Origin of the sequence: Flavobacterium sp. LC2016-23, assembly GCF_009674775.1 — a bacterium.
GTDB lineage: Bacteria > Bacteroidota > Bacteroidia > Flavobacteriales > Flavobacteriaceae > Flavobacterium.
Window position 1 is genome coordinate 1 of record NZ_WKKE01000040.1, and the last position, 12281, is coordinate 12281.

Here is a 12281-nt window from a genome sequence, read left to right on the forward strand (position 1 = left end):
CGCGAAAGGTCTTTAAAAATGACGTTAAATCGCAAAGGTCGCAAGGCCTATGCGTGAAGCATTGGAATTTGGAGTTTGTGCCGAAAGCTTGTCAGTATTGGAATTTATATTTAACCTTATTGCGTTAGGGATCGCAGCGGTATCCTTTTGCGGGGAAACTAAACCCCTGGCACAGCCATCCTGAACCAATCCTGCAAAAGATTTAGCGCAGAGCCCGGCCCAGAGGGAAACGCCCAAAAATATAATTAGATATTAGGGTGTTATCTTTTTTTTAAGATATCAGGCAAAGTTTAATTGTTTTTAAATGTAGATAATTACCAAGGTGCTTTTTAAATGAACACCCTGATAATTTATGTAAACTAAACTATTTTGAATTGACAGCAATTTGGTTTATTTAGCAAGTCTTCTTTTCTCTTCTTCATTTCCGAAATCCCTTTGTTTTACGTTAATTTTAGTATTTCCAAAATTATAAATCAAAGAAATTCTAAAAAAGCGACTACTTTCATTTTGACTGTAAACCTGTTTAATACCATTTACCACAGAAACAAAATCTTTTAAGTAAGCTGTATTAAAAATGTCATTGGCCAGAAATGCAACCTGCATATTTTTCTTAAATAAGTTTTGCCTTAAGGCAATAGTAAAACCTGACATATATCCAATGGTGTACAATCCGTTTTTTACTGGAGAGCTATACGTGTAATCAATTTGTAATTTGGTAGCTGTCCCCAATGAAAAGGTGTTACTCGTAGAAAAATCCAACTGAAGGCCATTTGTTGGAGCAGCATTTATTCCTGAGGTAAATGTTGTTTTAGAACCCAGTAAATATAAAGTGTTTTCTGTCGACCACCAGTCGGCAATATCTGCAGTATAACTTTCTCCAATACCATAATTAATTCCCTTATAATAATTTTCTCTGGTGACCACCTGCGTATTGGTTGCCGGATCTGAAGTGAAAATTACACCATATCCATCGGTAATGTTATTGACGAAAATACTGGTGCGCAAAATTTCCTTATACGAATGGGAGAATTCAAAATTATTGCTGAAAGAAGGTTTTAAAAACGGATTTCCTTCAGAATAACTGTTACTGTTAATGTAAGTTCGAAATGGATTTAATAAATCAAAACGCGGTCTGTTAATTCTTTTTCCGTAATTGAAATTAAAACTGTTATTCTCGTTCTTTTTATAAGTCAGGTAAAAGGTTGGGAATAATTTGAAATAGTTATTTTTAATTTCCTGATTTAAATTCGCGGAAAAGCCGTCTGTTTGCGTGTTTTCTGCTCTTAAACCTAATTGAATGGTAAACTGCTCATTGATTTTTTTATTTATGCTTACGTAGACCGCCTGATTGTTTTCTTCGTATTCAAATTCATTAGACTCATTCAGGTTGATTAGTGGAGTTTCGCTCATCTTGTCATACGAAAGCAAACTGCTTTTACTTTTGGTAAAACTTACTTTAGCACCATACGATAAATTCACAAATTTAAGCGGATGTTCCATATCTACCTTGATACTCCTGTTGTCAATATTCTGGTTAGAAATATTTCTTCCGTATTGGTCTAAACTGATGAAATCCATGTCCGGTGAATATTTTTTTGTGGTGAAATCACGATCAAATTTGGAATCGTAATTGAAGTAGTCTACATCTACTGAAAGTTTTCGGTTCAGGGTGTCAAGTTTTGTCAGTAAGTGAATGTTATAGGTCTGATTGCCTGAATTTCTATTGTTAAAACCATCATTCAATACGATGCTGCTGAGTTTGTTCTCCGTATCATAGTTCTTAATGATAATATCGGATTTGAAATTCGGATTGCTACGATCATTCAAATACTGGAAACCAATTGTGGTACGTTCAGTGATATCATAATCCAAAGCCAGTTTTGCGGAAAGATTTTCTTCGTTGATTTTAGATTGTGCGTTCATATGCTGCAATCCGTCAGGGAAATACAGATGTAAATTTTCATCAGAATTTCGGTAACCTGATTTTGCATTGGCGCTCGCACTGAACCGAAATTTATTTTTGTTGTAAAAGAAGTTATTTCGCAGCGTATAAATACCATATTGGTTTTGATCGTATGAAAGGGTGGAAGTATTTTTCCAGGAATCCCGTGTTCCTTTTTTTAAGTTGATATTGATAAGTCCTCCAGTGCTATTTGCATCGTATTTTGCAGGCGGATTGGTGATGATTTCAATATTTTTGATGTCATTTGCCGAAATAGATTTCAGGAAGCCATTTAGTTCTTCACCTGATAATTCCACCATCCGACCATCAATCATAATGCGGGAAGAACCTTTTCCCAATATATTGATGGTATTGTTTTGCACGACCACTCCGGGAGCAGTATTAATCGCACTCAGCGCATCTCCTCCGGTTGTCGAAACCTTGTTTTCAATAGTATAAACCAGGCGGTCAATTTTTTGCTCGATTGTTCTTTTTTTGGGGGTAATGACAACTTCGTCCAGATTATTTGTTTTTTTAGTCAGGAGAATCAACCCCAGGTCAGTATCTTTTTCAACAAGGATATCTTTTTCCCAATTCATTAGACCTTGTGGGTTGATCTTTATTTTGTAAAATCCTTTATTGATATTAATTTCAAAAGTTCCATCTTCTTTACTGGTCGTTCCGTCAACGATTTTTCCTTCAGGAGTAGAGACTACAATATTTTCCCAGGGCAATAAAGCGGTTTCGTCGGTTAATTTTCCTTTTAATTGGAATGTCGATTGCGCTAAGCAAAATAAAGGTAATAGTAAAAAAATAAGGAGATTTGCTTTTTTCATGATTTCTAATTTTAAGCTTGTGATTAATTTGAGACAAAGTTGCTTTAGAAATTTCCGATAGGCGACCGATAAAAAAAAGTCGAACCAATTTCATGTTTAGAAATTGGTTCGACTTTATAATGATTAAGTACGACTTTTTACAAAACGTTTAAAATGAACTGTTTCTGTAAGCCGTTGGGGTGAGTTCCGTATATTTTTTGAAAGAAGTATTAAAAGATGATTTTGAATTAAAACCTACTTCATACAAGATTTCTAAAACCGTTAGATCTTTTTTAGCCTGGTTTTTTAAAATTCCCATGGCTTTTTGAATTCGGTATTCATTCACAAAATCAAAAAAATGCTGATTCATATGGTGATTGATCAAAACAGATAAGTCACGTACCGGAATATTAATCTGATTCGAAAGCTGCTGAATGGTAAGGGAAGGATCAAGATATGGTTCCTGAACGATCATATATTCTTTTAAACTTTCGATTTGAGAAGCAATAATGGGATCTGAACTGGTTCTGGATTCATCTGAAATCTTGTATGATTTAGGAAGAATATCTTTTGCCAGTTCTAATTTAGAATCGATGCCCCTGAAAAGCTCGGGATAATTGAGTGCTTTTAGAACAAACCAGCAGGTGATACATAAAGCAAAGAGTCCTACGAATATATTTGCCCAAAGAAATACATCTTTGTATTCAGTATATTTTAGTAAATTTTTGATCGCTACAACACTATGTGCCGCAAAAAAAACGATTGTCATTTGCATAAGCCATTTATAGGTCGAAGTCCCGGCACTGGCATAATTTTCAAGATAGATTTCTCTGTACTTTTTCAGAATGAGAAAGACACTGATGATGTAGAACAGGTATTGAATTTCAACAATAACCTGAAAAGAATACATTTCCGGCATGGTATTGCCAATCTCAAAGACGCGATTTTTTTCGATACCTTCGGCCAGATAGAATCGGGGAGTCAGGATTAAATTGACCAGCACAAAAGGAAACGCATGCAGTAAATGTTTGGGTTTTAGCTTAAAATCGGTATAACAAACCGATAAAACGTAAAGATAAAACAAGGGCATGCCCAATAGGGAAGTCGTCCATCTGAAAATCTCTAAATTTAAATGATTGCTTATAAAATCGAAAATAAAAAACCCGCTGAGATCAATCGCTGATAAAATAAGAAAAGCGGCAAATAACCGGTTGGCCTGTTTATTGCTGGTTTTTACGGTTAGTAAGAAAAAAGCAAGAAGCAGCGAAACAGAAATACCAATGGCAGCTACAATACTTAAAAATATCATTTTATTCATCGCTTTTTTTTAATCAAAAATAAGGTTTAATTGATGAAAAACCAGAGGCAGATTAAATTTGTTGCTGGGAGTGAAAAGAAATTAGAAACGGGTTTTAAGTAGCGAGCGGGTTTTTATTACATGCCCGCATACGAAAGGCAACATAGATGAAAGCGTTTGGAATTTTGAGATAACGGTTCCACCGGCTTCGAGATTAGACGAGGAATTGTGATACCGAGAGATAAATCTCTAGTTCAATTATAGAATCGTTACTAAATTGTAGTAAAAATATTTTTTATATTCGTTTCAGGAAAATTCAGTTTACTATATAAAACCAACATAAAAAGGTAACTTGGTGGTGTTTTATGTTGGGAATGATAACTGCTGTATTTCCTCCTGTTTTAATAGGAATACGAATTGACATACTTATAAAACACTAAGATAAAGGGGAATCCGACAGTCAGTAATGACGAAACATTAACGAACACAGCGATCAAAACCCTTGATGATATTTATGGAACAGGGTTCGTTGTTAATGACTATGGTCAGGTTCCTTTTTTTAATGATGACTTTGCTTATTTTCAGCAAAAAGCTCCCGGAGTTTACTTTTTTCTTGGAGGTTCTAATATTGAAAAAGGAATTAATGCAATGAATCACGCTCCGGATTTTGCGGTTGATGAACAATGTATAAGGATAGGGGTCAAAAGTTTTTCCTCTTTAATTCTTGAAAAATAATTGTTTTACAAAGTCCACCAATTTCGTAACGGCAACTATTCAAGAGAGTTAAAGAATATCATGGGGTACGAAGTCGGAAGACTTTGTCAATAATTTTAATAATTTAAAAAACTTCAGAAACTGTTATTATCGTTCTAATTGTATTTTTTTTAGCCAAAATATTTGGTTTTAAAAGTTTAGAAACATACTAAAGGTCAGGAATCTTTAGCAAATATTTATTATTCAATAAATGGGAATAAAAAAACTCCAATTATCATAAATTACAATAATTTTTTAATCATCTTTGGATTATTCATATCATGTTGCTGTGAGTAAGGTAAATTATTAAAGCATTTACAGAATTTCAGAGTACAATTAAAATTTAATTAAAAAAGTATGACACAAACTACTACAAAAAACAATGAATTTGTATCAATTTCCTTAAGTGCGCTATTCATTGTTTTAAAAAAGGAGTATAAAATAATTTTATCAGTTACTTTGTTTTTTATTATTATTGGAATTTTTTATAGGCTAAACATTTCCAAAGAATATAGTTCTACTAGTAAAATAATGCCTGAAGTTTCGTATAAAGCCTCTAATGGTATGGCAGGAATATATCAGGTATTAAAGAAATATAATAATAATATTGATTTATATAATACAGAAATTACAAGCCCGGATCTTTACGCCGAAATTCTTAATACGAATGATTTTTACGAATATATTCTTAAAAGCAAAGTAAAAACAAGTAATAATAAAGAAGTAAGTTTTAAATTCTATTATGACTCCGTTCTGCAAAATAAAAGAAACTTTTCTGGAAAAGTAAACTCACATTCCATAACTACTATACAGGATATCCAAAAAAGAATTATATTAACCACTAATAAAAAGAATAATCTTATTTTAATCACGGTTAACATGCCGGATCCTTCGGTTGCAGCAGATATTGCAAACTTTACCACCAAATACCTCATAGATTATATTACCACATACCGAACTGAAAAAGCAAGGCAAAAACTATATTTTATAGAACATTTGCAAAAAGACATTTCAAAAAAATCAGTCAAAAGCGAGGATTTAACAAAAGAAATTCAGGATAATTTAATAGCATTAACAGTACAAATGAAAATACAAATACAAGAAGATACGCCCATTTTTCAAATATTAGAAAAAGCACAGCCTTCTGTAAGCAGCAACGAACCCTCAATAACTCAGATCCTTTCATCCTTTATTTTTACAGGTTTGCTAATTGGAATTGTTATCGCATTTTTAAGAAATAATAATTACAAAATATTCTTGAATTAGAATTTAATCATTGCTACCAGCCATTAGAAAAGAAATTATAATCTTTTCCATGGATTAATTCCTTCTTTTATATGTTGTCTGTAAAGTAAGCTTGCACAATAAATATCGGTAACAACGATAATCAACAAAATCAGTCTCATAAGAGAATTATTCCATATATATAAATCAGAAGTAGCTACAATTTGAAAAAAACATAGAAAATTACCTATCATTATAACACATGCAATTATAAAGGATTGACCTTCTGAATTTCCACGCTGAAAAAACATTGCGAGCCTGCATATAGACATAAACACGCAGGTTAAGACAGAGAAAAAGATACTTATATCGTTGTCAGGAAGTTCATTTAAAATATGAGCAAAAAACTGGTGTCCATAAAAATTAATTAGAATGCCGAGCAAAAATGCAAGGATGCTTATAATATACCATTGCTTTTTTTCTAAATGATAAAATTTCTTAAAAGACGCATATCCATACCTGAAGTATGTGTAAACAATCCCCAAATCCAGAAGAAACCAGGTATAGCTAAACAACAAGTTGAATCGGTCACAAAACGAAAAAACAAATTCTACACCTAAATTTAAAGCTAACGGGACAAGAGGCATGCCATAGGTTTTGTCTTTTAGTCCTCTATAAATTATGAGCATATAAGCAAGTACCCAAAAAAGTTCTCCAAAGGTTCCACATATATAGAAAAAAGTATATTTCATTTTAATTTAAAAAATTTAATTACATTAAACAAAGTTGGTACATTAAATAAAATAATCGAGACTACTAATAGTATTCCGTTTTGATGATTTTTAAAAGCAATTAGTGTCAAAAGCGTAAAAGGAAGAATTGTGATATAAAAATCAAAAAACAAACTTCTTGACTTTTGATTTTGCAATGCTTCGAAAAAATAAAATTTTATGTTAAAGATAAACTTAAATATAACCAGTAAGATAATGTAAATTAAAATAGGGATTATAAAAATATGCCAGTCTATTGTCCACATAAATATAAGGAAAGATATAATTTCTACAGCCAAAACAAATCTCTGAAATAGACTTCTTGGCAATTGAGGTGTGCTGTTTACAAAAGTAGAAACGCCGGCTTTTGTATCATTCACATAATCGTCATATTGATGAATGATCAACGATCGCATTCCAAAGGAAAACATCATCCAAATACTTCCACTACTTATCAATAACAGATGATTTCCAAAATCACCCTGATACAAAAAAGAAAAAATAAATAGAGTAGGGAAAAATTGAGACCCTAATCCATCGAAAATAACACCCAAATATGTTTTTTCTTTTAAACGGAATTGTTTGCAGGAATAGATATAAAAACAAAACCAGCTTAACCAGTAAAAAGACAAAGCATAAAAATTAGGAAATATAAAAATAGAAAATAAAATCCCTACTAATAGGATACTTGCCAAAACTAAAAATTGATACTTTTTACCAAGATTTATCATTTTGTTTTCTTTTCCCGCTATGGCATCATCTTCCTGATCATAATAATTATTAATCAGACTGGCGAATATGGCGATACTTATTACCCCTGATAAAAGAAATAAAATTAGAAAAACTTCCTGCCCAAAATTATGTATGTTTTCTTTGATGAAATACAAATAAATAAGCACCAAAAAAGGCGGCAACTTAAACCACCAGGTGGCTATTCTAATATGTTTAAAAAAATCCATTAATTCTTAGCAATTGTAAGTTGATGTTTTTTTCGGGTAATCTCTTTTTGAACTCCCTTTCTTAGTGCTATGAAGAATAATTGAGGCTCTTTAATAATATGTATTGCCAACTGCTTCATTTCTATTCCAATACTGCCTTTACGCAGCAGCAAATAAGTGATCAGTATTTTATTTTGAATAACTTTCAGATTAATAATTTCACGTTCACGATTGTCCAGATAGAGATTAAAATTATTGAGAATCAAATTCAAATCTTTAATATGTAATTTTCTGAATGTTATTCCTTCCCTTCCATCACTTATATTTGTTTTATCCCTGTTTTTTTTCCAAAATACTTCGTTGGTAAAGCCAACCCGACAATTTAAATTTTTAAAAATCATTTCGAGCTGTAAAACCCAGTCATCACCAATATTTACCTGAGCATTCCAGCCAAATGGAATAGAAGATTTTTTTATAATTAAACCGGAACTTGGCGCTATAGAATCAATTAACAAAAGTTTTCTAAATTCAATATAATCAAAAGAATAAAAGCCTTTGTCGGGAATGTTTGTATTGTTTGAAAAATTAGGAAAAATATTTACGTGGTAATTATTATAAAGATTGTGTTCCCAATTGGAAAAAAACATATCTAACTTATGTTCTACCATATATGCAATACTTTTTTCAAGATATTGATCATGCCAAATATCATCTGAATCAAGAGGAGCAATAATTTCTCCCTTAGCAAATTGTAAACCTACATTTCTTGTGTCAGCTTGCCCGGTGTGTTCTTTTTTGACATATACAATCTTGCTCCCAAAAGCTGAAATTACATTTTTTGTATCGTCGGTAGAACCGTCATCTACGATAATAATTTCAATATTTTTATAGGTTTGGTTTATAGCGGCCTCAATTGTATCATGCAAAGAATAACAACGGTTATAAGTGGGTATAATAACCGAAACAAGTGGAGAATGAGTAGTATTAATCAATTGAGATTATTTTTATTTTTAACAATTTATCTGTTTTTAAAAAGCAAATCTAGTCAATTATTTAGATATCCAATGAAAATTATAGGTTTATCAAAGAAACTTAAAATAATTACTTTCCAGCCTTAAACTTTTAGTTTTTATATACTGTATTTCCTATTATCTCGCACAGCGATTGTAGTTTGTAAGACCACTTAGAAAAGTTGAGAGATTTATTGTTTTTAATTGTATTTTCGTTTAACCGAAAATATTTTTTTTTAAATAGCAACTAACTATAGTTGAGAGAAGAGTAAAAATACTGAAACCAATGAATGAAAATAAAGAGTTCAGAGCCCTGATTCCTGAAGAAAAATATCAAATTATTGAATTCATACAAGAAAATTTACCGGGAATTGGAGTTGTAAATTTGAGTCTAATTGAATTTGAACCTAAAGAAGTTTTTTCCTGGCATTGCTCTATAATGATAGGCTTTGAAAACTGTGTCGAAAATGGAATGCCCACAAATAAAGATGTTTTAAATGCTGAAAAATTTGAAGATTTTTTATCCGAAAATATAATTGATGCTGATAAACAAAAACCAAATGCATTGTTTTTGGCAAGAATTACGTGGAACGAAACAAGGGAGTTGATTTGGAGAGTATACGATGCTGAAATAGTTAACGAATTTTTGAAAAAAATAATTGACGAAAAAGAATATCCCTTTCAGTTCGATTATAGAATTGACGATGATGAAGAATGGAAACTTGCTGAATGGCACTTACAAAATGTGAAATAAGTAATCAGGCAGAACTGTAACGCTATGGAAGCAAGATATCCCTTTAGAATTAATTGAAGAATTTATTCAGGACTTTAAACGAAATATCCCTTGGGATTTTATAAAATATTAAAATTATGCCATTCCCTGTAGAGCAAAAATATATAAAGGAAGCGGAAGTTGGTTTGGGTGTTGAATTTCCAAAATCCTTTGTCGAAAAGATGTTAAAATTAAACGGAGGAGAAGTGTCAACCGATGAAGATGATTGGATTCTCTATCCATTTTTCGATAAATTAAATACTAAAAGAATGAGCAGAACTTGCAATCACATTATTTTAGAAACTAATCAATTAAGAAGGATAATGGGTTTTCCTGAAAATGGAATTGCTATTGCAGGAAATGGCGGTGGTGATCATTTAATTCTGTTGCCATTCGAAGGCAATCAAACCAAAATAAAAGAAAAAATTTATATTTGGTTACATGAAACTGGAGAGATTATTGAAATTGCAAATTTAATAGAGGCGCTAATTGAATAAAAGAAGTAAGCTCTACGAAATATTGGAATGGGTACGAAGTCAGGAGACTTCGCACAGCGATGGAACTTCTTAAAAAAAAGGAAAATCTCGCTGCCCTTTGGGAACCTGTAAAACTAAACAACGGGTCTTATGATGGCTTCGGCGGACTTTTAAATGCCTATGCCTTGGGATGGCCTGTAATTAACCGACAAAACCATTCTGGAGTTGCTCCTCTTGGCGGTGGCCGCGCGGCCTTTGTTATTTACCCAAAAGATAGTCTTACTATTATTCTTTTTACAAATCTGACCGGCAGCTCTCCGGAAGAAATCATCGAAAAAATAGCCGGATTTTATATTCCCGATATTGGTAAGCTAACTAAATAAGAGATTCATAGAAATGAAGGCAATGTAAAATAAAATCTTCCGTATTTAAAATAAAAAGAGACTTCTTTTTGAAGTCTCTTTACGAATGCTATATTTTGTTCTAAAGGTTATTTATCCTTTAAAATCTTCTCTAAATATTCATTTTTATCTTTTTCAGCCTGAACCAAGCGCTCGTAAAGTTTTTTATTTTCTTCATAAGCTTCAATTAATTTATCCAGAGGGTTAAAGTTGCAAATATTCTGATTGCCTATTGGTCCCTGATTAATACTGTTGTCGCTAAAACTATTAAAATAATTAAATACCCCTTCTTCCGAAAAATTTTTAATTGCCTCTACACTTACGCCAAGCGCCTTCGCCACTTCGATTAATTTTTCTTCTTCTATGGTCTCGCTGTTTTCCATAATAGAAACTGCCTGCTGGTTGGTGCCTAAAGCCTGCGCCAATGCTTCCTGTTTCATGTCTTTCAGTTCACGAATGCGGCTGATTTTTCGCCCTATGTGGTTTGGTTTTGTTGCTGTGCTCATCTTTCAAAGATAATAAATATGAATAAAAAAATTACGGATACTTAAAAAACATAAAAAAAAGGTCAAGAAGACCGTCTTATTATGCGATGGCAATATAAAAATAAAATACAACTTTTCTTATATTTTTTAAAATAAACTATAAACTATAATCTGCACTGTGACCTTTAACTGCTACTGTTAACGATTTAAATTTTGCTCTCATTTTTCAACATGAATGTTGTACTTGTTTTGTTGTTTTTTTATTTCAACAGAAGTTTTTCAACAGAAGTGTTGTAAATATTTTGTTGTTGTTTTTATTTCAACATAAATTTTTCAACACAAAATTTGTATGCTTAATTTTAATTTTTGTTTTGCAACGATATTTGTGATGAGCACTGCTTTACAAAGTGTTTTCACCAAAACGTATTTCTCTGCGAAGTCACTCCAATTCGTAGCTAGCGTTATTAGCAAAAGACAGGGGTAAAAAAATAGGTATAAAATATTTCTTATATTAGCTTCAAGAAACTTAACTGGCAGATTATAAGTTAACTAAAAGTATTTATGGCCGAAAATAACAACTCGAAACATTAATTTAAAAATATTTAAGAGTATGAAAAAGTTACAATTTAAAGTTAGCATTAATGCTCCTGTGAGCAGTATATATGATTTTATGCTGGGCATTACCAATAAATCAACTTACGAGAAATGGACCGCTTTGTTCAACCCTACATCGACCTATGAAGGAAGTTGGGACAAGGGAAGTAAAATTCTGTTTATTGGAGTAGATGAGAAAGGAGAAAAAGGAGGTATGGTTTCCAAAATTGTTGAAAACATTCCGAACCAATTTGTATCGATTCAGCATTATGGTCTTTTAAAAGCAGACAAGGAAATCATAGAAGGACCAGACGTGGAAAAATGGGCAAACGGATTTGAAAATTATACGTTTGAAGAAAATAACGAAAGTACTAAGGTTACCGTTGACTTAGATACGACAGAAGATTTTGTAGAGTATATGAACGAGACCTACCCAAAGGCACTGGACAAGTTGAAAGAGATTTGTGAAAAATAACAGTTAAAAAAAATGATCCATGAAGTGTTCTGATGAAAGCGTTTTGGAAAAACATAACATACGTACTAATTATTTTTTTACCGCAAAGCGCGCAAAGATTTTTATCTAAGATGCGGTTATAACGCAAAGTTCGCAAAGCTAAATCAATACAACGCTTTGCGAACTTTGTGTTTTATAAAAGCGAAAGTAAAAAAAACTTAGTGTTCTCTGCGGTAATTTTTTTTACTCTCCACAGGTTTTAGGATTGATCCTGGATCAAAGCATATTGTTGTGGGGAAATATTAAAATCTAGATATTTGTATTTCCAAATTATACCCCAGTGCAAGATT

Annotated in this window: 12 protein-coding genes; 6 read left to right on the top strand and 6 right to left on the bottom strand. The window is 32.0% G+C overall.

The features are described 5' to 3' along the window. Positions 1-390: 390 nt before the first annotated feature. Complete coding sequence (locus GJU43_RS22360; protein WP_154344125.1) at positions 391-2778, bottom strand: TonB-dependent receptor domain-containing protein; 2388 nt, start codon at positions 2776-2778, stop codon at positions 391-393. Between the two features lie 148 nt (positions 2779-2926). Next, positions 2927-4075: an AraC family transcriptional regulator gene (locus GJU43_RS22365; RefSeq protein WP_154344126.1), complete on the bottom strand. Its 1149-nt coding sequence runs from the start codon at positions 4073-4075 to the stop codon at positions 2927-2929. A gap of 420 nt (positions 4076-4495) precedes the next feature. On the opposite strand from GJU43_RS22365, the gene GJU43_RS22370 reads away from it, so the two are divergent. Both GJU43_RS22370 and GJU43_RS22375 read left to right on the top strand, forming a co-directional pair. Further along, positions 4496-4789 carry a M20/M25/M40 family metallo-hydrolase gene (locus tag GJU43_RS22370; RefSeq protein ID WP_370455687.1) on the top strand — a complete coding sequence of 98 codons (294 nt, stop codon included), beginning with the start codon at positions 4496-4498 and terminating at the stop codon, positions 4787-4789. A 375-nt stretch (positions 4790-5164) separates the two neighbouring features. Beyond that, positions 5165-6073, top strand: a complete 909-nt coding sequence (locus GJU43_RS22375) for a Wzz/FepE/Etk N-terminal domain-containing protein (RefSeq protein WP_154344127.1) — start codon at positions 5165-5167, stop codon at positions 6071-6073. 35 nt (positions 6074-6108) lie between these two features. On the opposite strand, the gene GJU43_RS22380 is transcribed toward GJU43_RS22375, so the two are convergent. Genes GJU43_RS22380 through GJU43_RS22390 form a run of 3 tightly spaced genes read right to left on the bottom strand, consistent with a single transcriptional unit; the run spans position 6109 to position 8731 of the window. Continuing rightward, positions 6109-6783 carry a hypothetical protein gene (locus GJU43_RS22380; RefSeq protein WP_154344128.1) on the bottom strand — a complete coding sequence of 225 codons (675 nt, stop codon included), beginning with the start codon at positions 6781-6783 and terminating at the stop codon, positions 6109-6111. Beyond that, positions 6780-7760, bottom strand: a complete 981-nt coding sequence (locus GJU43_RS22385; protein ID WP_154344129.1) for a UbiA family prenyltransferase — start codon at positions 7758-7760, stop codon at positions 6780-6782. Before GJU43_RS22385 ends, GJU43_RS22380 begins: the two co-directional genes overlap by 4 nt. Continuing rightward, positions 7760-8731, bottom strand: coding sequence for a glycosyltransferase family 2 protein (locus GJU43_RS22390; RefSeq protein WP_154344130.1), 972 nt, complete (start codon positions 8729-8731; stop codon positions 7760-7762). Before GJU43_RS22390 ends, GJU43_RS22385 begins: the two co-directional genes overlap by 1 nt. 304 nt (positions 8732-9035) lie before the next feature. Between GJU43_RS22390 and GJU43_RS22395 the strand changes: the two genes are divergently transcribed. The 3 genes from GJU43_RS22395 (at position 9036) to GJU43_RS22405 (ending at position 10380) form a co-directional block, all read left to right on the top strand. Continuing rightward, positions 9036-9503, top strand: a complete 468-nt coding sequence (locus GJU43_RS22395) for a DUF695 domain-containing protein (RefSeq protein WP_154344131.1) — start codon at positions 9036-9038, stop codon at positions 9501-9503. Positions 9504-9619: 116 nt separating this feature from the next. After that, a complete protein-coding gene (locus GJU43_RS22400; protein ID WP_154344132.1) occupies positions 9620-10018 on the top strand; it encodes an SMI1/KNR4 family protein in 399 nt (132 codons plus the stop codon). A 59-nt stretch (positions 10019-10077) separates the two neighbouring features. After that, positions 10078-10380 (top strand): serine hydrolase, encoded by a 303-nt coding sequence (locus GJU43_RS22405; protein WP_154344133.1) that lies wholly within the window; start codon positions 10078-10080, stop codon positions 10378-10380. Between the two features lie 107 nt (positions 10381-10487). Here GJU43_RS22405 and GJU43_RS22410 read toward each other — a convergent pair whose 3' ends face one another. After that, positions 10488-10904, bottom strand: a complete 417-nt coding sequence (locus tag GJU43_RS22410) for a helix-turn-helix domain-containing protein (protein ID WP_154344134.1) — start codon at positions 10902-10904, stop codon at positions 10488-10490. A gap of 589 nt (positions 10905-11493) precedes the next feature. On the opposite strand from GJU43_RS22410, the gene GJU43_RS22415 reads away from it, so the two are divergent. Further along, positions 11494-11952, top strand: coding sequence for an SRPBCC domain-containing protein (locus GJU43_RS22415; RefSeq protein WP_154344135.1), 459 nt, complete (start codon positions 11494-11496; stop codon positions 11950-11952). Positions 11953-12281: the final 329 nt, after the last annotated feature.

What these genes read in the sequence shown, in the direction of transcription:
- GJU43_RS22360 (WP_154344125.1), bottom strand. Translation starts at nt 2,778, where the DNA reads ATGAAAAAAGCAAATCTCCTTATTTTTTTACTATTACCTTTATTTTGC.
- GJU43_RS22365 (WP_154344126.1), bottom strand. Translation starts at nt 4,075, where the DNA reads ATGAATAAAATGATATTTTTAAGTATTGTAGCTGCCATTGGTATTTCT.
- GJU43_RS22375 (WP_154344127.1), top strand. Translation starts at nt 5,165, where the DNA reads ATGACACAAACTACTACAAAAAACAATGAATTTGTATCAATTTCCTTA.
- GJU43_RS22380 (WP_154344128.1), bottom strand. Translation starts at nt 6,783, where the DNA reads ATGAAATATACTTTTTTCTATATATGTGGAACCTTTGGAGAACTTTTT.
- GJU43_RS22385 (WP_154344129.1), bottom strand. Translation starts at nt 7,760, where the DNA reads ATGGATTTTTTTAAACATATTAGAATAGCCACCTGGTGGTTTAAGTTG.
- GJU43_RS22395 (WP_154344131.1), top strand. Translation starts at nt 9,036, where the DNA reads ATGAATGAAAATAAAGAGTTCAGAGCCCTGATTCCTGAAGAAAAATAT.
- GJU43_RS22400 (WP_154344132.1), top strand. Translation starts at nt 9,620, where the DNA reads ATGCCATTCCCTGTAGAGCAAAAATATATAAAGGAAGCGGAAGTTGGT.
- GJU43_RS22405 (WP_154344133.1), top strand. Translation starts at nt 10,078, where the DNA reads ATGGAACTTCTTAAAAAAAAGGAAAATCTCGCTGCCCTTTGGGAACCT.
- GJU43_RS22410 (WP_154344134.1), bottom strand. Translation starts at nt 10,904, where the DNA reads ATGAGCACAGCAACAAAACCAAACCACATAGGGCGAAAAATCAGCCGC.
- GJU43_RS22415 (WP_154344135.1), top strand. Translation starts at nt 11,494, where the DNA reads ATGAAAAAGTTACAATTTAAAGTTAGCATTAATGCTCCTGTGAGCAGT.